We start from the raw sequence: 21,836 nt of genomic DNA, 5'->3' as shown, positions 1-21,836 counted from the left end.
CGCGCTGGCGCATTATCCCTATAGCACTCCTGAATTGCAAGCCACTCGCGTCCAGCTGCTGGTTTATTATGCAAAACGTAGGTTTTCCCGGCAAATAGTGCCTTTATCCGGCCGAACGTCCCAGCAATGAGAGAGATTGCGAGCCCCATCGCGGCACAGTTTACCGCAACCCGCCATACTTATTCGTCCTGTGTCTTTTCAACGTGTTGTCGCTACGGTAATCGCATGACTCAATCACCACGCTCCACCACTACCTTGCCCATGCCCGCCATTGATGGCGTAACCGTACCCTTTCACGGCATGAATTTTCTACGCCCCGAGCTGCTGCTGGATTTCGTCAGCGTCAGTCCCGCGCCGTTGTTATCGGTGACCCCCGTTGCCCTGCTCTTTTCCACGGTAGGCGTATTGCAACACGTCGAGCTGCGTAAGCTGCCCGTTGAGGTTAAAGGCCGGGTGGTTTATCCCATTTCATCGCTCAAATACCCGACGCTGCGCGGCAAACTGATTATCAATGCGCAATCGCAGCGGCTGAAGTTTCTTGAAAGCCTGATTGCCAACAGCCCGCATGACAATATTCATGGTATGCAGATCCTCGGGCTGGCGCTGGAATTCACCGTCCTTTGACGGCTGTACAGTATGGGGGCAAGCGCTTATTCTGAGCTTTTCTCGCGTGAAGGAGTGATGATGGAGGACGCCCACGACAGCTTTCCCCAGCGGGTCTGGCAGATAGTCGCCTCAATTCCGGAAGGGTATGTCACCACCTACGGCGATGTCGCTCTGCTGGCGGGGTCGCCGCGCGCGGCGCGTCAGGTGGGCGGCGTGTTAAAGCGCCTACCGGAAGGCTCAACGCTGCCATGGCACCGGGTGGTGAATCGCCACGGCGATATTTCGCTGACCGGCCCTGACCTACAGCGCCAGCGTCAGGCGCTGCTGGCGGAAGGCGTCCAGGTATCCGGCAGCGGTCATATCGACCTGCAACACTATCGCTGGGTTTATTAAGGGCAAAAAAATGCCCCTGAACAGGGGCATGGAGACGTTTATTGCGCCATCGGCGCCATATCATTAGCCACCGGCACTGGCGCATGCTGCACCGGCACCAGCACCAGATCGGCGCGATTACCGCCCTGGGTTACCACGGTCTGCACGGTATCGGTGATAAACATCAGCTGGCCATTTACGGTAATCGCCGAACTCAGCAGGATCCGCGCGTTCGGTTTGATATCCGCCTGGTTGTAAGGCAGCACAAAGTTGAACGGCGCCTGCTTACCTTCAGTACGGACCGCTTTTTGCGACAATACACGCGCTGGCGCATCGGCAAGCGACGCATCGGACAACGTCACGGTCAGTACCGCATCCGGCGGTAACGCTACGCGTTGGCGAATATTGATAGTCCCGGAAACATTAGGCTGTTGCTGCGAGGAGCTCAGTGAGGCAATGCCGTAAGGATCGGGTGCCGTCGTCTGATGAGCGGCGTTGCTGTTCGGGTTATTCGCACAGGCGGATAAGGCCGCAGCAACGGCGATAGCACTTAACATATAGGCAAATTTCATTATGTTCTCCTTTTCATCCCTTTAGTCACAGGAGTACGTCCTGCCATCACGATGGCTAAGACATTAGTATCGTGAATAAGTGTGGCACAGATCTCAGAATAATTCCCGGAAAGGGGCATTTATTCAGATTATTACACCCATCGGACCACTTGAGATTCCAGGTTATACTTGCCCACAATACGCGCTGCGTCAGCGCCGCTATCATTAATTGAGGGTAACTATGAGTCAGGCTCTAACCAATCTGCTGGCATTATTAAATCTGGAAAAAATTGAAGAAGGGCTGTTTCGCGGGCAGAGCGAAGACCTCGGCTTACGTCAGGTCTTCGGCGGCCAGGTGGTCGGTCAGGCGCTGTATGCCGCCAAAGAAACCGTGCCTGAGGAACGCCTGATTCACTCCTTTCATAGTTACTTCCTGCGTCCCGGCGATAGCCAAAAACCCATCGTTTACGATGTTGAAGTGCTGCGCGACGGCAATAGCTTCAGCGCTCGCCGGGTGGCGGCTATCCAGCACGGTAAACCCATCTTTTACATGACCGCCTCGTTCCAGGCCCCGGAACCGGGCTACGAACATCAAAAAGCAATGCCGTCAGCCCCTTCACCGGAAGGCCTGCCCTCTGAAACCGATATCGCCCGTAAACTGGCGCATCTGCTGCCGCCGCAGGCGAAAGAGAAGTTCCTCAGCGATAAACCGCTGGAAATTCGCCCGGTGGAGTTCCATAACCCGCTGAAAGGCCACGTTGCCGAACCCACCCGCCAGGTGTGGATCCGCGCCAACGGCGTAGTGCCGGATGATATTCGCGTCCACCAGTCGCTGCTGGGCTACGCATCTGATTTTAATTTCCTGCCGGTAGCGCTACAGCCGCACGGCGTCGGCTTCCTTGAGCCGGGTATGCAGGTTGCCACCATCGACCACTCAATGTGGTTCCACCGCCCGTTCAACATCAACGAATGGCTGCTATACAGCGTCGAAAGCACTTCAGCCTCCAGCGCCCGTGGCTTTGTTCGCGGCGAATTCTATACCCAGGACGGTATTCTGGTCGCCTCGACGGTGCAGGAAGGCGTCATGCGTAACCGCAATAACTAATTCGCGACGGGCCCGCAATGGGCCCGCTTACCTTTAACGGCCAAGCAGTTCGCGCGCACCGGCAATAAAATCACCCAATAGCCCATTGCGACTCTCCCGCCGCCAGCACAGCGTAAGCGTCGTCACGGCAAAAGTCTCTTCCAGCAGGCAATAACTGACCTCCGACACCAGCATGGCGCTTTGCGTCTCGGGCACCAACGTCACGCCCATTCCCATCGATACCTGGCCTATCGCCGTGGAGACATCACGCGAGTACTGAATCTTACGGGGCGTAAAACCCGCCTGCCGACAGGCGCTGATGGCTGACCAACCCAGTCCGACGCCGCACGGATCTTGCTGAATAAAAAACGTCTCTTCCGCCAGCGCCGCGAGTGGAATAGCGCGCCGGCTGGCGAGCGGATGATGGCGAGGTACCACCGCCACCAGCGGCCGGGTCGCAATATCCAGCGACTCCAGTTCATCATATTGCGCCCCTGGCGAGCGAATAAACGCCAGGTCGACCGTTTCGCTTAATAGCCCGGTTATCAGGTCGTTAACGTTATGCTCTTCAATCAGCAGATCGGCTTCGGGTTTACGTTGACGATAATTTCCTATTAACACGCTCAACGCCGGGTCGAAAATAGCCGAGCCAACGTAGCCAATTTTCAACTGCCCTTTGCGCCCCTGCCGCAAACTGCGCGCATTCTCGCGAAATTTATCGCAGTGGCCGAGGATCATCCGCGCCTCGGCCAGCAAAAATTGCCCTTCGGCGGTCAGCGCGACGTTGCGTCGATCGCGGGTAAATAGCCGCAATTCCAGCGCGTTCTCAAAACTTTTAATCTGCTGCGTCAGCGCCGGTTGCGTGATATGCAGACGCTGCGCCGCCCGACCAAAGTGCAACTCTTCCGCCAGAACCGTAAATGCCTGTAGCTGTCGATAATCCATCACGCCCTCCCGAAAACACTGATAATAATCTCTTATTAAAATGAGGGAAAATGTGATTGGACTCTTATCGGTATCTGGTGAGAATGAATAGCCATTGCCAGAAACCTGAAGGAAGTACGATGTCTGAACCACAAATGAAAGTAACCGATCTGCGTTCTGCTTTGGCGGTATTAAGCCAGTACGATGATGAACTGATCTACACCGACGAACCCGTTGACCCCATCGCCGAGCTCTCCGGCGTGTACCGCTATGTCGGCGCCCACGGCACCGTTCAGCGCCCGACCCGTGTTGGCCCGGCGATGATCTTTAATAAGGTCAAAGGCTACGATGATGTCAGAGTGCTTATTGGCCTGCTGTGTTCACGCCAGCGCGTCGCCCGCCTGTTTGGCACCACGCCGGAAAACCTGGCGTTTATGCTCAAAGACTCCGTGGCGAATCCTATCGCGCCAATCACCATCCCACGCGACCAGGCGGCCTGCCAGGAGGTGGTACATCTGGCAAGCGATCCTGATTTCGATATTCTCAAAATTTTGCCTGCGCCGACTAACACCCCGGAAGACGCGGGTCCCTACTTTACCCTCGGCATGTGCTATGCCGCGGATCCGGAAACCGGCGATCATGATGTCACCATCCACCGCCTGTGCGTACAGAGCAAAGACGAAATCTCGATGTATTTCGTACCGGGACGTCATCTCGATACTTTCCGGCAAAAAGCCGAGGCGGCCGGGAAAGCGTTGCCTATCTCGATTAGCATCGGCGTGGATCCGGCGATTGAAATTGGCGCCTGCTTTGAGCCGCCGACCACCCCTCTCGGGTTTGATGAACTCTCCATCGCCGGCGCTCTACGTAATCAGGCCGTCGAGCTCAGCGAATGCGTGAGCGTCAACGCCCGCGCCATCGCCAACGCCGAAATCGTTATTGAAGGTGAACTGCTGCCGGGCGTGCGGGTACGCGAAGATCAGAATACCAACAGCGGGAAAGCGATGCCGGAGTTCCCCGGCTATACCGGTAGCGCTCAGGCGGAAGTGCCGGTGATCAAAGTCAAAGCAATTACCCACCGCCGTCACCCGATTCTGCAAACCTGTATCGGGCCGAGCGATGAACATACCAATCTTGCCGGGATCCCGACCGAAGCCAGCATTCTGCAAATGGTAGAGCGCGCGCTTCCAGGCTTTGTGCAAAACGTCCACTGTCCTTCGCCAGGCACCGGTAAATATCTCGCCGTGCTGCAGGTGAAGAAACGCACCCCCAGCGATGAGGGCCGTCAGCGTCAGGCCGCGCTACTGGCGTTTTCCGCCTTCTCGGAGCTAAAGCACGTAATGCTGGTCGATGAAGACGTCGACGTTTTCGACATCAACGACGTCATGTGGGCGATGACCACCCGCTATCAGGGCGATGTCAGCACCGTGTTTATTCCCGGCGTACGTTGCCATCCGCTGGATCCATCATCCGACCCGGCCTTCAGCCCATCGATTCGCGATAGCGGTATTGCCTGCAAAACCATTTTCGACTGCACCGTCCCGTGGAATATGAAAGCCCACTTCCAGCGCAGCCAGTTTATGGAAGTGGATGTTGACCGCTTTATTCCTGGCTTCAGTAAGAAATAAATTCCACGCAAAGAAAAAGCCTCCCATGCGGGAGGCTTTGACGCTTATGGAGATTGCACAATATATCAGGCGTTGTAGGCGTTTTCGCCGTGGCTGTTGACGTCCAGCCCTTCGCGCTCCTGCTCTTCCGGAACCCGCAGGCCGACGGTCATCGCCGCCACTTTGAAGCCGATCCAGGCGACGACGGCGGACCAGACCACGGTAATGCCGATACTTTCCAGCTGTACCAGCAACTGATGCCCCATCGTGACGCCTTCCGCATAGCCGACGCCGCCAAGGGTAGTGGAAGCGAAGATGCCAGTCAGGATACAACCGATGATGCCGCACACGCCGTGAACGCCAAACACATCGCATGGGTCATCGACGCGCAGCCAGCGCTTCAGCACCGTGACGCCCCACAGCCCGGCCAGGCCGGCGATGATACCGATAATCAGCGAGCCGCCAACGCCAACATAACCGCACGCCGGAGTAATGCCGACCAGACCGGCAATCGCGCCGGAGCAGGCGCCCAGCAGCGAGGGTTTGCCGCGGGTGGCCCATTCGCCGAAGGTCCAGGCCAGAATCGCGCCAGCGGTCGCCACGACGGTATTTACGAAGGCCAGGGCGGCAATTTCGTTGGCCGCGCTTGCGGAACCGGCGTTAAAGCCGAACCAGCCGACATACAGAATCGCCGTACCGGTGAAGACCATCGGCAGGTTATGCGGTTTAAACGCTTCTTTGCCAAAGCCCACGCGTTTGCCCATCATATACGCGCCCACCAGCCCCGCTACCGCAGCGTTGATGTGTACGACGGTACCGCCGGCGAAGTCCAGCGCACCATGGGTCGCCAGCAGGCCGCCGCCCCACACCATATGCGCAATCGGCACGTAGGAGAGCGTGAGCCAAACCACCACAAAAATCAGTACCGCGGAGAAACGAATACGTTCCGCCAGCGCACCGACGATCAGGCCCACGGTGATACAGGCGAAAGAGCCCTGGAAAGCGACGTGGATATATTGATAGAACGAGCCCATCAACGCTTTCAGTTCAATATTCTTCAGCATCACCCAGTCGAAGCTGCCGAAGAAGCTACCGCCGCTACCGAAGGCAAGCGTATAGCCATAGATAACCCACAGCACGCAAACCAGGCCAAAAGTCACAATGACCTGAGTCAGCATTGAGAGCACGTTTTTACCGCGAATCAGGCCGCCGTAGAACAACGCAATGCCGGGGATTGTCATAAACAGCACCAGCGCGGTGCAAATCATCATAAAGGCGTTGTCGGCTTTATCCGCCACCGCCGGTTCGGCCGCCAGCGCCAGTCCCGGAAGCAGCGCCAGCGCTCCCAGAGCCGTTTTCATCGTCGTTCTCATCATCTCTTCATCCCCATCGCTGTGTGGTCAGGCAATTACAGTGCCGCTTCGTCGGATTCGCCGGTACGAATACGAATCACGCGCTGCAGTTCGGCGACAAAAATTTTGCCGTCGCCAATTTTTCCGGTCCAGGCGGCCTTGCCTATCACCTCGACAACCTCATCCAGCTGATCGTCGGCAATCGCAATATCAATTTTTACTTTTGGCAGGAAATTGACGCTGTATTCGGCGCCGCGATAGAGCTCGGCATGGCCTTTCTGGCGGCCGAAGCCTTTCACTTCCGTGACCGTCAGGCCCTGAATGCCGATGGAGGACAACGCTTCGCGAACGTCTTCCAGTTTGAATGGTTTGATTACCACGGTAACCAGCTTCATAAATCCCCTCCAGTCAGTATTTGATAGTGGCCGCAGCTAACACAGGAGATAAAGCAAGGGATATGCCAAAAATGAAAACGGGCCGTGAATCGGCCCGTTTATGGAGAAAAAAACGCGAGGATGTTACTGGCGAGACGGCAAATGACCGCTAATGCGCAAAAATGCACCAATACGGTGCGCCCTTAGTGAGCAAGTTGCACCACTTCACGTCACCCCTGCACCAATGCCTGCTGATGGTGCATCAGGCGCTCAGCGACTCCTCCTCAACGCTGGCGGCTAGCTCTTCGCCAGCCAGCTGTAGCTGGTACATCTGCCAGTAACGGCCCTTCGCCGCCAGCAATTGCTGATGGTTCCCGCGCTCGACGGCTTGGCCACGGTGCAGCACCAGGATCGTATCCGCTTCGACGATGGTCGACAGACGGTGGGCGATAACTACCAGCGTGGTGTGCTCGCGCACTTTCGCCAGCGCCTGCTGGATAGCCTGCTCGGTACCGGAATCGATGTTAGCTGTCGCTTCATCGAGGATCAGCACCTGCGGCGTCTCGACCAGCACACGGGCCAGCGCCAACAGCTGTTTCTGCCCCACCGACAGGTTGTTGCCCTGCTCGCCCAGTTGGGTATAAATCCCGTCGCTCATTTCACGGGCAAGGTCAGCGAGCTGCACCGCCTCCAGCGCTTCCCAGACCTGCTGCTCGCTGATATCGCGGCCCAGCGTCACGTTGGCATAGAAGGTATCGGCTAATACCACCGGATCCTGTTGCACCATCGCGACGCCCCGACGTAAAGCGCTGTGGCTTAACGACGACAGCGGGCGGCCATCAAGACGAATTTCGCCTTTGGTCAACGGGTAGTAGCCCATCATCAGGCTGGCCAGCGTGCTCTTGCCGCTACCGGTATGGCCAACCAGCGCCACAAAACCGCGCGAAGGAATATCCAGATTGATATCCTGCAGCACCAGCCGATCGTCGCGATAGGCAAAAGAGACGTTATCAATCGCCACCGCACCGCTGCGTAACGGCGCGCTATCGTTACCCCAGCTCTGGCGTGGACGGTCCATCAGCTCAAACACGCGTTCGCCCGCCACCACCGCTTGCTGCAGCATCGACTGCTGGGTGGTAAGTTCGATCAGCGGTTCGTTAAGCCGCCCGAGATAGCTAATAAAGGCATATAACACCCCGACTTCGATACTTCCGGAAGCGCTAAAACCAAACAGCATCAGCAGGCCGCAGAGGATCAGCGATGAAAACAGGCTTAACAGCGGTCGCAGCAGGAAACCATCCAGACGCAGCGTCTGCATGCGCGCCAGATAGTGTCCGTAACTGGCTTCACGCATTCGCTCGCCGAATCGCGCCTGCTGGCGGAATTGCTGAATAACGCCCATGCCGTTGATCACTTCGTTGAAGCCATCATTGATATCGGCAAGCCAGGCGCGCATGCGACGCACGATCGGCGTGCTGTAACGCTGATAGATAGCCATCACGATCAGCACCGCCGGGAAGATAGCCACCGCCACCAGCGCCATTCGCCAATCGAGACTAAACATCGCCACCAGCATCGCGCCAATCAGCGCCGCGCTACGCAGCACCGTCGCCACGACTGTCACGTACAGGTCACGAATCACTTCGGTATCGTTGGTAACGCGTGATATCAACTGGCCGACAGGTTGCGTATCAAACTCGCTTAACGGCTGACGCAGCGCGGCGTCCATCACATCGCTGCGCAACTGCTGCACCACGCCGACCGCCGCCCGGTTAAACAGCAGCGCCTGGTTATAGTGCAGCGTAGCGGCAAGGATCTGCAGGAAGATATAAGCCGCCGCCAGGCCGCAGACCAGCTTCACCGGTAGCGACTGTTTCGCCACCATGTTATCAATGAAATAGCTTATCAGCAGCGGGCCACTGACTTCCGCCGCCGCTGCTATCCACATCATGATAACGGCAATGATAAGCGGCTTACGCCACGGCGAACCGTAGGCCAGCAGACGTTTCAGGGTCGGCCAGAGATCGGCGAAATTACGCATCTATCGCCTCCTCATCCTGCGGCGCATCGTCGAGCGCCGCTTCCAGTTGCTGATAGCGGTACATGTCGCGATACCATCCAGACTGGGCGGCAAGCTGCTCATGGCGTCCGCGCTGGGCAATATGGCCGTGTTGCAGAACCAAAATTTCACTGGCTTCGGTTAATGCTGAAAGGCGGTGGGCGCTGATAATCACCGTCCGCCCCTCCCCCCACTGCCGCAGGTTATGCAAAATATCATGCTCCGTCCGCCCATCAACCGCCGACAGCGCATCATCGAGGATCAGAATTTCCGCCTCCAGCAGCAGCGCTCGGGCAATAGAAATACGTTGTTTCTGACCGCCTGAGAGCATGACGCCGCGCTCGCCGACTTCCGTTTCATAGCCCTGCGGCAGGCGCAGAATATCATCATGAACGCTGGCCAGCCGCGCGACATGTTCGATTTGTTCCCGGGTCGCGTCCGGTTTACCCAAGGCAATGTTATTGGCCACGGTATCGGAGAACAGGAATGGGGTTTGATTCACCACCGCCAGCCGCCCGCGCCAGCTATCAAGCTGCAGGCGAGACAGCGGAATATCATGGAAACGGATATCCCCCTCGGTAACATCAAAATGGCGCTGAATAAGGGAAAGTATGGTGCTTTTCCCGGCTCCCGTCGGGCCGCAGATACCGAGCATTTGCCCCGGCTGCAGGGTGAAGTTAACCTTCTCCAGCGACGGTTTCGTCGCCTGCGGATAGATAAATTCGCGCACCGCCACGTTAAGTGCCCCGCGACCCTCCGGCACCGTTTCGCTACCATCGTTGACCACCGGCGCTTCTTCCAGCATCGAACGAATACGTCCATAGGCGGCGCTACCGCGCTCAACGATGTTAAACATCCACGCCAGCGCCAGCATTGGCCAAATCATCAGGCCGAGATACATGACAAAACTGGTTAACTGACCCAGGGTCAGCTCGCCCTGCAACACCAGCCAGCTGGCGCCGCCGATTGCCAGCAGGTTGGCCGCGCCAATGGCAATATAAATTGTCGGGTCGAAGCGGGCATCGATACGCGCAACCCGCATGTTCTTCGCCCCGGTATCCGCCGCATCGGCGGCAAACTGCGCCGACTGGCGATCCTCAAGGCCGAACGCTTTAATCATCCGTATGCTGGTCAGGCTTTCCTGTGTGCGATCGTTGAGGCTGGAAAAAGCCGCCTGCGCCACGCGGAAACGCTCATGCAGGGCATCGCCATTACGCTTGATCGCCAGCGCCATAAACGGCATCGGCACCAGCGCCAGCAGCGTTAACTGCCAGCTGATTTGCGTCGACATCACAATCAGTACCGCACAGCCCATCACCAATGAATCCACCAGCGTCAGGACGCCCTCGCCGGCGGCGAAGACAACCCGGTCAACATCGTTAGTCGCGCGGGCGATAAGATCGCCGGTACGGTGACGCAGATAAAAGGCCGGATGCTGGCGGCTGAGCTGACGGTAGAAGTCTTCACGCAGTTCAACGGCCAGCTGATAAGAGGCGCCGAAGAGCAGCACGCGCCAGACATAGCGCAGCAGATAAATCATCACCGCGATAACCACCAGCGCGCCGATCCACATCCACACCTGCTCTGCGGTGTAATGTTCTTTAGTCACGCCATCGACCACAATCCCCACTACTTTCGGCGGGATTAGCTGGAGTACGGCAATAACGGCAAGCAGAGCGACGGCGCCGAGATAGCGGCGCCACTCCCGGCGAAAGTACCAGCTAAGTTGAGCAAATAATCGCAAACGGTAAAATCCTGAATGTATAATTCGTGGCGGCAAAAAGCCGTTAATCAATAGGCAAGGCCGTGGTGTATTTTATCTGTTCCATGGCAAAACTCGAAGTGACATCCGACAGCCCCGGCACGCTGTTCACCAGACGTTTATAAAAGTCGTCATAGCGCTTCATATCAGCGACCTGTACACGTAGCAGGTAGTCGTACTCGCCGGCCATACGCCAGAAACCCAGCACTTCCGCCATTTGCGCCACTTCGCTGACAAAACGGCAGTACCAGTCACTGCTGTGGTGCTGGGTTTTTATCAACACAAAGGCGGTTAATCCGAGCCCCAGCTTTTCCGCATCCAGGATGGCCACGCGCTCGCGCAGGATGCCTTCGTCCTCAAGACGCTTGAGCCGTTTCCAGCAGGGCGTGGTGGTCAGATTAACGGCATCCGCCAGCGCCTGCAAAGAGAGGGTGCAGTCAGTTTGCAGCAATGAGAGCAGCTTACGGTCAATTTTATCTAGCATAAGGCCACCAGAGAGAATAATTTACTCCCGTAATTGTAATTGAAAGGCCAAATAGCAACAATTTTTCCCGCACAATCCGCTAAGCTGGGCACAAAATGACAAACAGGAATCCGAGATGAACAGCGCCTGGGTAAAACATGCCATTAGTGAAATTAACGCCGACTATCAGCGTTCCGCCGATACGCACCTGATCCGCCTGGCGTTGCCTGGTTTTCCGGGTATCCCTATTTATCTGAAAGATGAGAGTACGCATCCAACCGGTAGCCTCAAGCACCGACTGGCGCGCTCGCTGTTTCTCTATGGCCTGTGCAACGGATGGATCAAAGAAGGCACCACGATTATCGAATCGTCTTCGGGTTCGACGGCGGTCTCAGAAGCCTATTTTGCTCGCCTGCTGGGCCTGCCGTTTATTGCCGTGATGCCCTCCTGCACGGCGAAGCGTAAAATCGAACAGATTGAATTTTATGGCGGACGCTGTCATTTCGTCGACAACGCCTGCGAAATCTACGCCGCTTCTGAAATGCTGGCGCGCGAGTTGAATGGCCACTATATGGATCAGTTCACCTTCGCCGAGCGCGCTACCGACTGGCGCGGCAATAACAATATCGCCGACAGCATTTTCCGCCAGATGACCCATGAGCCGTATCCGCAGCCGTCGTGGATCGTCATGAGCGCCGGTACCGGCGGTACTTCTGCAACCATCGGCCGCTATATTCGCTGCCAGGGTTACGAGACGCAACTGATGGTCGTCGACCCGCAGAATTCGGTGTTCCTCGATTACTGGCAAAGCCGCGACGCCAGCCTGCGCAGCCCGGTCGGCAGCAAGATCGAAGGGATTGGCCGTCCGCGCGTCGAGCCATCGTTTATTCCTGACGTCGTCGATGAGATGCTGCGCGTTCCGGATGCCGCCAGCGTCGCTACCGCCCTGTGGCTGGAAAAGCAGCTTGGAAGAAAAGTCGGCGCCTCCACCGGTACCAATATGTGGGGCGTGCTGCAACTGGCCACGCGCATGCGCGATGAAGGACGCCAGGGTTCCATCGTCACCCTGTTGTGCGACAGTGGCGAACGTTATCTCGAAAGCTATTACAACCCGCAGTGGGTCGCGGCAAATATCGGCGATATTACCCCGTGGCAGGCGCAGATTATGCAACTGAGCGGCGCACAATAAAAAAAGCCGGATAGAACGTTATCCGGCTTGCTGGTAGGGTCTCTCTATTCGGGGGAATAAGGAAGATCAGGATTATCCAGCCAATGTGTTAAAAAATGAGAAACAGCCTGATGACGGCAGTCTCCGATGATCGGTAGATGCGGCAGTTCAGCTTTGAGCTGCGGCATCGCGTTGCCCATAATGAACCCTCGCCCTACGCTACCAAGCATCTCGCGATCGTTCATTGCATCGCCGAAGGCCATGCAGTCCTGCAAAGTGAAACCTAAGTGTTGGCTCAGCACCGCCAGCGCAGCCCCTTTATTACAGCCGACCGGCAGCACCTCCAGGCAATCCATCGCCGAGAAACAAAGAAACGCGCGATCGCCTAGCACGTCATTTAGCTGGATCCGCAGACGGCGCAGATCGTCATGATCGCCGCAGAAACAGATCTTGGTGACGTGATGCGCCGGCATCCGTTTCGGATCGCGCAGTTGATAATGAAAGCCGCTGAAGGCGTGAGCCCGGAGCAGTTCCGGCCTTGCCTGGCCGGTAAACCAGCCGCCATCATTGAAAACGTGCATACTCGCCTGAGTATCCCACACGCTGTGCAGCACCTCTTCCGCCACTTCCGGATTCAGATCCTGGCGATACAACTCTTCACCTTCCAGTGAATGGATGCGCGTGCCGTTACCGGTAATCAGAAAAGCATCAAGGGAAAACTCGCCGATCACATGGTGCATTTCCAGAGCATGGCGACCGGTGGCAAAGGTCAGGGCGATATCGCGTTCACGCAGCCGTCTCAGCGCCGTCAGAGTCTGTTCTCCGAGACGATGGTCCGGCATCAGCAGGGTGCCGTCCATATCAAATGCCGCTAATTTTGCCATGGTATTTTCCCCGATGTGTGATGGGTTTTGCTTGTGTAGCAGTATCGCCTGAGATATACGGAAGTAATAGTGAATAGATATTTTTTATTGTTCCGGGTTTTCGGCAAATGAGATTATTAAATCGTTTAAATCAGTACCAGCGCCTTTGGCAGCCGTCGTCCGGCGCTCCGCAGCAGGTGACCGTTGGCGAGCTGGCTGAACGCTGCTTTTGTAGCGAGCGCCATATCCGTACGCTGTTGCGCCAGGCTCAGGAGGCCGGCTGGTTAAGCTGGCAGGCCAGCTCCGGGCGCGGCAAGCGCGGAATGCTCTGTTTTTACAAAACCCCGGAAAGTTTGCGTAACGAGATGATGGAACAGGCGCTGAATAAGGGTCAGCAACAAAACGCGCTGGAGCTGGCGCAGCTGGCGCCGGTTGAGCTGAAAGCGTTGTTGCACCCCTTCCTCGGCGGCCAGTGGCAAAACAATACCCCGACCCTGCGTATTCCTTACTATCGTCCGCTGGAACCGCTGCGCCCCGGTTTTCTTCCCGGGCGCGCAGAACAACATTTGGCCGGGCAGATCTATTCCGGCCTGACGCGTTTCGACGATAGCGACAATACGCCGGTGGGCGATCTGGCACACCACTGGCAGGTATCACCCGATGGGCTGCGGTGGCACTTTTATATCCGCTCTACCCTGTGTTGGCATAACGGCGATACCGTGGAAACCTCACAGCTGCGGCAAAGACTACTGTTGCTCCTGGAACTCCCGGCTCTTCGCACCCTCTTTGCCAGCATCAGCCGTATCGATGTCACCCACGCCCAATGTTTGACGATTACGCTGCATCGCCCGGACTACTGGCTACCGTTCCGTTTAGCCAGCTATTGCAGCGTGCTGGCGCATCCTGACGATCCGGCGCTCGGTAGCGGTCCGTTCCGAATAAAGCTTTTTGGCCCGGATCTGGTTCGGCTGGAGAACCATCCCCGCTACCATTTACAGCATCCGCTGATCCAGGCGGTAGAATATTGGATCACGCCGCAGCTATTCGAAAGCGATCTCGGCACCAGCTGTCGCCATCCGGTACAGATCACCATCGGCGATCCCGAAGAGCTCAATAATTTGCGCCAGGTGAGCAACAGCATCAGCCTCGGTTTCTGCTTTCTGACCCTGCGTCATAGCCCTCACCTTAGTAAAGCGCAGGCCCAGCGGATAATTTCGATTATCCACCGCTCATCGTTGCTGGAAACGCTACCGCTTGACGAAGACCTGATCACACCGAGCCATGAGGTGCTGCCCGGCTGGTCCATTCCCCAGGGCCCGGAAAATCATGAGGTGCCGTTGCCGCCCCAACTCACCCTGCTCTATCATCTGCCGGTCGAATTACACACAATGGCTGAGCAACTGAAACTGCGCCTCGCCACTCTCGGCTGCGAACTGACGCTCATTTTTCACGACGCCAAAAATTGGGACGGCTGCCGGTATCTGGCGCAGGCCGATATGATGATGGGCGACCGCCTGATTGGCGAAGCGCCGGAATATACCCTTGAGCAGTGGCTGCGCTGCGATACTCTATGGCCCCATTTGCTGACCGGGGCGCAATATGCGCACCTGCAGGCAACGTTAGATGCCGTGCAGGCGCAGCCCGAAGCGCGTAGCCGCAACGATGCCCTGCGCAACGTCTTCAACACGCTGATGGATGACGCCATCATGACGCCGTTATTCAAATATAATTACCGCATCAGCGCGCCGCCGGGGGTTAACGGCCTGCGCCTTAATGCCAGAGGGTGGTTCGACTTTGCCAGCGCCTGGCTACCGGCATCATCGGCGTGAGAGAGCTGGTCGCCGCGAGCGTCTGACGGTACCATAACGCTCTCACTTATTTAGTCAGGAATTGCTATGAAACGCGCCGTAGTTGTCTTCAGCGGAGGACAAGACTCAACAACCTGCCTGGTGCAGGCACTGGAACAGTATGATGAAGTGCATTGCGTCACTTTTGATTATGGCCAACGCCACCGCGCCGAGATTGACGTGGCTCGCGAGCTGGCGCTAAAACTGGGCGCGGTGGCGCACAAAGTGCTGGACGTTACGCTGCTTAACGAACTGGCGGTGAGCAGCCTGACCCGCGATAGCATTCCGGTACCGGATTACGAGCCGGATGCCGATGGTATTCCGAATACCTTCGTTCCAGGTCGCAATATTCTGTTTTTAACCCTGACGGCGATCTACGCCTATCAGGTTAAGGCCGAAGCAATTATTACCGGCGTTTGCGAGACCGACTTCTCCGGTTACCCGGACTGCCGCGACGAATTTGTTAAAGCGCTGCACCACGCGGTTAGCCTTGGTATGGCGAAAGACATTCGCTTTGAAACGCCGCTGATGTGGCTCAACAAAGCCGAGACCTGGGCGCTGGCCGATTATTGGGGCCAGTTGGATCTGGTTCGCCGCGAAACGCTCACCTGCTATAACGGCATCAAGGGTGACGGCTGCGGCCAGTGTGCGGCCTGCAACCTGCGCGCCAACGGCTTGAATCAGTATCTGGGCGATAAGGCCGGCGTGATGGCGGTCATGAAGCAAAAAACCGGTCTGGGCCAGGGGCACGAAGCTTAAGTTCAACGTCCCCGGTGGCGCTTCGCTTACCGGGGCTACGGGTTCGCAACTCTCCGCGGTCCGACTGTTATTAGCGTAAATTCATCTGGTCGAGCTTTTCGCGCAACTCCCCTTCCAGCGGCTGCGCCTTCTGCGTTTTCAAATCAATGCAGACAAAGGTAATCAGCGCATCGGCCACCACTTCACCGTTAGGGTTAAGGGTCACAACCTGACTAAGGGTGCCGCTTTTGCCGTTCAACTGCTCAAGCTTACTGGTCACGGTGAGCACGTCGCCAAGTACCGCCGGGCGACGATAATTAATATTGATATTGACCACCACAAAAGCGATGTTATGGCTGGTCATCCAGTGAAACGCCGGACTACTCTCCAGCCCATCCCAGCGCGCCTCTTCGAGAAACTCCAGATAACGAGCATTGTTAACGTGCTGGTAAACATCCAGGTGATAACCGCGAACTTTAATTTGAGTCTGCATAGCGCACATGCCTTACTATTATTGTTGTTAATCAGGTAAGAGGTCACACCAGATGATGTAACCTCTTTAGCATGGCAAAGATTTGCCACTGTGCAAACCAACAGGCGAAAATTACAGCGTCAGATGTGACAGATTTCTCTCTACCAGTGAACTGCCCATCCCAGGGACCTGTTTAAGATCGTCGAGAGTCTTAAACGGCCCATATTCTTCGCGGTAGCTGACGATTGCCTGCGCTTTCTTGAGCCCAACGCCGTTCATAGCCTGTGCTAACTCCTCCGCGCTGGCATTATTGATGCTAACCTGCGCGCCGTGGGTATCCGCCGTTTTGGCCTCCTCCGGCATTTTCGTCTGCGGCGCCTGAATAGTTTCTTTGGCCGATGCCGCCTTGCCGCTCGCCGATGCCGCCAGCGCCCCCTGAGAACCCGCCGCACAAGCCAGCAACACGGCGACAATAACCATTTTCATTCCTCTGTTCATGCTGTTATCTCCTTGTTTGTAGACAGCAAGGTCACGATAGCGGCTACAAAAAAGGAGTACAAAAGGCAGATTGCGGAAATGGAAAAGGCCGCGAAAGCGGCCTTTAAGTATTGCATCGCGTTACCTCGTTTTGCGAGGCGGCGCGAAATTATTGCTGCTGGTCGATGATGTCGCCGAGCTTGATTTTGGCTTCTTTACGCAGATTGCTCATCAACGCTTCGAATGCGATTTGCGCATTATTCTGGGTAATACCCTGCACCATCGCTTTCTTCTGCTCTTCTGGCATAGCGCCCGCTTTTACTTCATCCAGCGCCAGCAATACTACGTTGCCTTTAGCATCGCTGCCTACGCCGTAGCTGGCTTTATCTTTCTGCGGCAGCGGCAAAGAGAATGCAGCCTGACTCAGTGGATCCTGGCCGGTACGGGACAGCGTCTGCGCTGCGCCGAAGCTCAGCCCTGCGGCTTTCATCGCTTCATCACCTTTGCCCGCTTTCAGGGCGGCTAACAGTTTGTCAGCATCCAGTTTCGCCTGCTGTTCCGCTTTATTGCGCTTCACGATATCAGTCACCTGCGCTTTCACTTCCGCCAGTGGCTTAACGCTTTCCGCTTTGTGCTCGCTAATGCGTAGAACAAAGGCGCGATCGCCGTCAACGGTAATGATATCGGAGTTACTACCCGGCGCGCCGTTTTCACCCACCAGACCGCCATTAAAGATAGCATCGGCAACCGGCTTGAAGTTCAGCTCCTCCGGCAGGTTGTCACGGCCGAACCAGCCGGTCTCAACCACTTTCAGGCCGGCAACCTGCGCCGCGCCCGCCAGGGATTCGTTATCATTGCTGGCTGCATCGCTAACTTTCTGCTGTAGCGCGTAGTACGCGTCCAGCGCTTTTTCCTGTTTCACTTTAGCCGCGATGTCGTTTCGCACATCGGCCAGCGGTTTTACCTGCGCCGGCTGAACATCATCAAGGCGCGCCACCAGGAAGCCTACGGAAGATTTGATCACTCCGGAAAGCTGACCTTTGTCTTTCAGGCCGGCATCTTTGAGCTCAGGCACGGTAGAGGCCTCTTCCATCCAGCCCATATCGCCGCCGTTACGCGCAGAGATGATGTCGGTAGATTTCTCTTTTGCCAGCGTGGCGAAATCGGCGCCTTTTTGCAGTTCGGCGAGCACCGCTTTCGCATCAGCTTCAGTTTTAGTCTGAATCACGCTGTAGCGATTACGCTGCGGCTGAGTGAACTGATCTTTATGCTGGTCATACCATGACTGGATTTCTTCGTCAGAGGCGTTTTCCTGCATGCTGGCGGCATCCATCTTGATGTAGCTCACGCGGAACTGCTCTGGCGCCATAAAACGGGCCTGGTTCTGCTGCCAGAAGGCGTTAATCTCTTCATCACTAACGGTCTGTTTCGCCGCCAGCGCGTTAACGTCGATAGTCGCTTCACGAACCACGCGCTGTTGGGATACCAGCGCCGCCAGTTGGTCGGACTCGCCCGGCAGCATGAAATCGGTACCTGCTACCGCATTGATCAGCTGTTGCGTCGTCAGTTGGTTACGCAGCGCTTGCGCGTATTGATCGGTGGTCATGCCCATTTGATTCACGATGCCGCTGAAGCGCTCGTTATCAAACTTGCCGTTCGACTGGAAGGCCTGGGTCTGGAAGATGGCCTGTTTCACCTGGTCGTCGCTGATGCTCAGGCCCAGTTCACGGGCATACTGATCCAGCAGCGATTCATCGATCAGACGGTTCAGCACCTGCTGACGCATGGTCTTCATGTAGTTTTCGTTGGCCGCCAGCTCGGAGAACTGATCGCCTAGCTGCTGCTGCATGCGGTTACGCTCGCTGGCAACGGCATTTTCAAACTGCGCGCGGCCAATCTCCTGACCATTCACTTTTGCGGCATAGTTGTTGCCGCCGCCAATCAGGTAACCACTCACCCCGGTCAAAATGAACGAGACGATAATGATACCGAAAATAATCTTGAGCACGACGCTGTTGGCGGCCGTGCGTAGGTTGTCCATCATGGTGTAACAACGCTCCGCTGTAGATGACTTTAGCTCGCGCAGCATAGCACGTGATGGCTGCCGCGCGTGAGGACGTATTTTGACAAGAAAACGGGGCAATTGTCAGCCCACAAGTGCGCATAAACACACATAAAGTCGCGTTCTGGACAAATAAAAAAGGCACATCTCGCGATGCGCCCTTGTACTTCGTCACATTCCCTGACGGGAGTGCCGATTAGTTTACCGCGTCTTTCAGCGCTTTACCTGCACGGAAGCCCGGTACTTTAGCGGCAGCAATGGTAATTTCTTTACCTGTTTGCGGGTTGCGACCAGTACGGGCAGCACGCTCTTTAACAGCAAAAGTACCGAACCCTACCAGCGCAACATCATCCCCAGCTTGCAGAGATTCAGTAACAGAAGCGATCAAAGCATCTAACGCACGTCCAGCTGCAGCTTTAGAAATGTCCGCACCCGCAGCAATTTTGTCAATCAGTTGAGATTTATTCACTGTTCTCTTCCTCTCTTTATAATTTATATCGCACCAGAATCCTTCATGGCGCGACCGCGCAGCAGTTATATCAGGACTGTCATGCCCTTACAACAGAGTTGTCGATGACCCCTGCCAGCGATCTAAGTTAGCTACACAAAAAAAGGCTGGCAAGTACGAATTTACTTACCAGCCCCACTTTTCTTAACGCTATTTGCGCGATATCACTATTTTGCGCTTACAACCTGCATGCCAAACGGTTCATTTTGCAGGGCAAGTGTCAGAACTTCCTCGATTCGCTGTACCGGATGAATATCCAAATCGGCGATAACGTTTTCCGGAATTTCTTCAAGGTCACGCTTGTTTTCGTAAGGAATCAGAACAGTCTTAATCCCCCCACGATGCGCCGCCAGCAGTTTTTCCTTCAGACCGCCGATTGGCAGCACCTGGCCGCGCAGGGTGATTTCCCCTGTCATCGCCACATCGGCGCGTACCGGGTTACCGGTCAGGCAGGAAACCAACGCGGTGCACATCGCCGTACCGGCGCTCGGACCATCTTTTGGCGTTGCCCCTTCCGGTACGTGCACGTGAATATCGCGTTTTTCGTAGAAGTCCGGGTTGATACCAAGCTTCTCAGCACGCGCGCGTACCACGGTCAGCGCTGCCTGAATCGACTCCTGCATGACTTCGCCAAGTGAACCGGTGTAGGTTAACTTGCCTTTGCCCGGAACGCAGGCGGTTTCGATGGTCAGCAGATCGCCGCCCACTTCCGTCCACGCCAGACCGGTCACCTGACCTACGCGGTTTTCGCTATCCGCGCGGCCGTAATCAAAGCGCTGCACGCCAAGATAATCGTGCAGGTTTTCACCGTTAATCTCGATGTGTTTCAGCGACTTATCCAAAAGAAGCTGTTTAACGGCTTTACGGCACAGCTTGGAGATTTCACGCTCCAGGCTACGTACGCCTGCTTCACGGGTGTAGTAACGAATAATGCCGATAATGGCGCTATCGTCGACCGTCAGCTCGCCCTTTTTCAGCGCGTTGCGTTCGATCTGCTTCGGCAGCAGGTGGCGCTTAGCAATGTTCAGTTTTTCATCTTCGGTATAACCGGAGAGACGAATCACTTCCATACGGTCCAGCAGCGGAGCCGGAATGTTCATGGAGTTGGAGGTCGCCACGAACATCACGTCGCTGAGATCGTAGTCCACTTCCAGATAGTGGTCGTTAAAGGCCACGTTCTGTTCCGGATCCAATACCTCCAGCAATGCTGAAGCCGGGTCGCCGCGCATGTCGGAGGACATTTTGTCGATCTCATCCAGCAGGAACAGCGGGTTTTTCACCCCCACTTTCGCCATTTTCTGGATCAGTTTCCCCGGCATCGAGCCAATATAGGTACGGCGGTGACCACGGATTTCCGCTTCATCACGCACGCCGCCCAACGCCATGCGCACGTACTTACGCCCGGTGGCTTTGGCAATAGATTGACCCAGCGAGGTTTTACCCACCCCCGGCGGCCCTACCAGGCACAGGATCGGCCCTTTCAGCTTGTTAACGCGACTCTGCACCGCAAGATACTCAAGGATGCGGTCCTTGACTCGCTCCAGACCATAATGATCGGTATCGAGGATCTCTTGCGCCTGACGCAGATCTTTTTTGACCTTGCTGCGGGCATTCCACGGCACCTGCACCATCCAGTCGATGTAGCCGCGCACGACGGTGGCTTCCGCCGACATCGGGGACATCATCTTCAGCTTTTGCAGTTCCGCTTCTGTTTTTTCTTTCGCCTCTTTCGGCATCTTCGCCGCGTCGATCTTACGCTTCAGCGCTTCGTTTTCGTCCGGGGCGTCATCCATCTCGCCGAGCTCTTTCTGGATGGCTTTCATTTGCTCATTCAGATAGTACTCACGCTGAGATTTTTCCATCTGCTTTTTCACGCGGTTGCGAATGCGTTTCTCAACCTGCAGCAGATCGATTTCAGATTCCATCATCGCCATCAGATATTCCAGACGCTCGTTCACGTCGGACATCTCCAGCACGGACTGTTTGTCCGCCAGCTTAAGCGGCATATGCGCAGCGATGGTATCCGCCAGACGCGCGGGATCGTCGATGCTATTCAGCGACGTCAGCACTTCCGGTGGGATTTTTTTGTTCAGCTTGATGTAGCCTTCAAACTGGCTGATAGCCGTACGCACCAGCACTTCCTGCTCCCGCTCTTCAATGACCGGAGAAGCAAGGTACTCTGCTTTGGCGGAGAAGTGCTCGCCGTTATCAGACAGCGCAGTAATACGCGCACGCTGCAAGCCTTCCACCAGCACTTTCACAGTGCCGTCCGGCAGCTTCAGCATTTGCAAAATTGACGCCACGGTCCCGACGGTGAAAAGATCGTTTACACCCGGCTCATCCGTCGACGCTTCTTTCTGCGCGACCAGCATGATTTTTTTATCATGGTCCATGGCCGCTTCCAGACAACGGATAGATTTTTCCCGCCCTACAAACAGGGGTATGACCATGTGCGGATAAACCACCACATCGCGCAACGGCAATACGGGGATTTCAATGCGTTCAGAACGCTCAGGATTCATAGAGCTCTCTCTTAGTTTAAAGTCC

General features: G+C 56.0%; 20 protein-coding genes. 7 read left to right on the top strand and 13 right to left on the bottom strand.

Features of this window, described 5'->3' with window-relative positions:
• Positions 1-225 precede the first annotated feature (225 nt).
• Both ABLV08_RS04565 and ABLV08_RS04560 read left to right on the top strand, forming a co-directional pair.
• Positions 226-624: a hypothetical protein gene (locus tag ABLV08_RS04565; RefSeq protein WP_032707556.1), complete on the top strand. Its 399-nt coding sequence runs from the start codon at positions 226-228 to the stop codon at positions 622-624.
• Positions 625-681: 57 nt separating this feature from the next.
• Positions 682-999, top strand: coding sequence for an MGMT family protein (locus tag ABLV08_RS04560; protein WP_285812764.1), 318 nt, complete (start codon positions 682-684; stop codon positions 997-999).
• 38 nt (positions 1,000-1,037) lie between these two features.
• Here the strand turns inward: ABLV08_RS04560 and ABLV08_RS04555 are convergent, their stop codons facing one another.
• Positions 1,038-1,550 carry a YbaY family lipoprotein gene (locus tag ABLV08_RS04555; protein ID WP_015367932.1) on the bottom strand — a complete coding sequence of 171 codons (513 nt, stop codon included), beginning with the start codon at positions 1,548-1,550 and terminating at the stop codon, positions 1,038-1,040.
• 220 nt (positions 1,551-1,770) lie between these two features.
• Between ABLV08_RS04555 and tesB the strand changes: the two genes are divergently transcribed.
• Positions 1,771-2,634, top strand: a complete 864-nt coding sequence (gene tesB, locus ABLV08_RS04550) for an acyl-CoA thioesterase II (protein ID WP_045366568.1) — start codon at positions 1,771-1,773, stop codon at positions 2,632-2,634.
• A 33-nt stretch (positions 2,635-2,667) separates the two neighbouring features.
• Here tesB and ABLV08_RS04545 read toward each other — a convergent pair whose 3' ends face one another.
• Positions 2,668-3,558 carry a LysR substrate-binding domain-containing protein gene (locus ABLV08_RS04545; protein WP_015704602.1) on the bottom strand — a complete coding sequence of 297 codons (891 nt, stop codon included), beginning with the start codon at positions 3,556-3,558 and terminating at the stop codon, positions 2,668-2,670.
• Between the two features lie 119 nt (positions 3,559-3,677).
• On the opposite strand from ABLV08_RS04545, the gene ABLV08_RS04540 reads away from it, so the two are divergent.
• On the top strand, positions 3,678-5,165 hold the full coding sequence (locus ABLV08_RS04540) for a UbiD family decarboxylase (RefSeq protein ID WP_015367935.1): 1,488 nt from the start codon (positions 3,678-3,680) through the stop codon (positions 5,163-5,165).
• Positions 5,166-5,230: 65 nt separating this feature from the next.
• Here ABLV08_RS04540 and amtB read toward each other — a convergent pair whose 3' ends face one another.
• The 5 genes from amtB to ABLV08_RS04515 all read right to left on the bottom strand — a co-directional run bounded on the left by amtB (position 5,231) and on the right by ABLV08_RS04515 (position 11,175).
• Positions 5,231-6,520 carry an ammonium transporter AmtB gene (gene amtB / locus ABLV08_RS04535; protein WP_020079462.1) on the bottom strand — a complete coding sequence of 430 codons (1,290 nt, stop codon included), beginning with the start codon at positions 6,518-6,520 and terminating at the stop codon, positions 5,231-5,233.
• Positions 6,521-6,552: 32 nt separating this feature from the next.
• A complete protein-coding gene (glnK, locus tag ABLV08_RS04530; protein ID WP_015367937.1) occupies positions 6,553-6,891 on the bottom strand; it encodes a P-II family nitrogen regulator in 339 nt (112 codons plus the stop codon).
• A 241-nt stretch (positions 6,892-7,132) separates the two neighbouring features.
• Entirely contained in the window at positions 7,133-8,911 is a 1,779-nt protein-coding gene (locus tag ABLV08_RS04525) for a SmdB family multidrug efflux ABC transporter permease/ATP-binding protein (protein WP_047038868.1), read from the bottom strand.
• Entirely contained in the window at positions 8,904-10,673 is a 1,770-nt protein-coding gene (locus ABLV08_RS04520) for a SmdA family multidrug ABC transporter permease/ATP-binding protein (RefSeq protein WP_348855607.1), read from the bottom strand. Before ABLV08_RS04520 ends, ABLV08_RS04525 begins: the two co-directional genes overlap by 8 nt.
• Before the next feature lie 43 nt (positions 10,674-10,716).
• Positions 10,717-11,175, bottom strand: a complete 459-nt coding sequence (locus tag ABLV08_RS04515; protein WP_063411050.1) for an Lrp/AsnC family transcriptional regulator — start codon at positions 11,173-11,175, stop codon at positions 10,717-10,719.
• Positions 11,176-11,290: 115 nt separating this feature from the next.
• Between ABLV08_RS04515 and ABLV08_RS04510 the strand changes: the two genes are divergently transcribed.
• Positions 11,291-12,343 (top strand): PLP-dependent cysteine synthase family protein, encoded by a 1,053-nt coding sequence (locus tag ABLV08_RS04510; RefSeq protein WP_032706970.1) that lies wholly within the window; start codon positions 11,291-11,293, stop codon positions 12,341-12,343.
• A 44-nt stretch (positions 12,344-12,387) separates the two neighbouring features.
• On the opposite strand, the gene cof is transcribed toward ABLV08_RS04510, so the two are convergent.
• Positions 12,388-13,206 (bottom strand): HMP-PP phosphatase, encoded by an 819-nt coding sequence (cof, locus tag ABLV08_RS04505; RefSeq protein WP_015367942.1) that lies wholly within the window; start codon positions 13,204-13,206, stop codon positions 12,388-12,390.
• A 107-nt stretch (positions 13,207-13,313) separates the two neighbouring features.
• Between cof and ABLV08_RS04500 the strand changes: the two genes are divergently transcribed.
• Positions 13,314-15,014 (top strand): SgrR family transcriptional regulator, encoded by a 1,701-nt coding sequence (locus ABLV08_RS04500; RefSeq protein ID WP_063411051.1) that lies wholly within the window; start codon positions 13,314-13,316, stop codon positions 15,012-15,014.
• A 66-nt stretch (positions 15,015-15,080) separates the two neighbouring features.
• On the top strand, positions 15,081-15,791 hold the full coding sequence (gene queC, locus ABLV08_RS04495; RefSeq protein WP_020079468.1) for a 7-cyano-7-deazaguanine synthase QueC: 711 nt from the start codon (positions 15,081-15,083) through the stop codon (positions 15,789-15,791).
• 70 nt (positions 15,792-15,861) lie between these two features.
• Here queC and ABLV08_RS04490 read toward each other — a convergent pair whose 3' ends face one another.
• The 5 genes from ABLV08_RS04490 to lon form a co-directional block, all read right to left on the bottom strand.
• Positions 15,862-16,263 (bottom strand): YbgC/FadM family acyl-CoA thioesterase, encoded by a 402-nt coding sequence (locus tag ABLV08_RS04490; protein WP_020079469.1) that lies wholly within the window; start codon positions 16,261-16,263, stop codon positions 15,862-15,864.
• 111 nt (positions 16,264-16,374) lie between these two features.
• Positions 16,375-16,740, bottom strand: coding sequence for a helix-hairpin-helix domain-containing protein (locus tag ABLV08_RS04485; protein WP_032712744.1), 366 nt, complete (start codon positions 16,738-16,740; stop codon positions 16,375-16,377).
• Between the two features lie 148 nt (positions 16,741-16,888).
• Positions 16,889-18,763, bottom strand: coding sequence for a peptidylprolyl isomerase (gene ppiD, locus ABLV08_RS04480; protein ID WP_015704592.1), 1,875 nt, complete (start codon positions 18,761-18,763; stop codon positions 16,889-16,891).
• A gap of 214 nt (positions 18,764-18,977) precedes the next feature.
• Entirely contained in the window at positions 18,978-19,250 is a 273-nt protein-coding gene (gene hupB / locus ABLV08_RS04475; RefSeq protein WP_002444653.1) for a nucleoid-associated protein HU-beta, read from the bottom strand.
• A 206-nt stretch (positions 19,251-19,456) separates the two neighbouring features.
• Positions 19,457-21,811, bottom strand: coding sequence for an endopeptidase La (lon, locus tag ABLV08_RS04470; RefSeq protein WP_015367948.1), 2,355 nt, complete (start codon positions 21,809-21,811; stop codon positions 19,457-19,459).
• Between the last annotated feature and the right edge of the window lie 25 nt (positions 21,812-21,836).

Origin of the sequence: Klebsiella sp. CN_Kp088, from assembly GCF_040064335.1 — a bacterium.
GTDB classification, from domain to species: Bacteria; Pseudomonadota; Gammaproteobacteria; order Enterobacterales; family Enterobacteriaceae; genus Klebsiella; species Klebsiella aerogenes.
The sequence above is the reverse complement of the archived record's forward strand: the minus strand, read 5'-3'. Positions and strand labels throughout refer to the sequence as shown.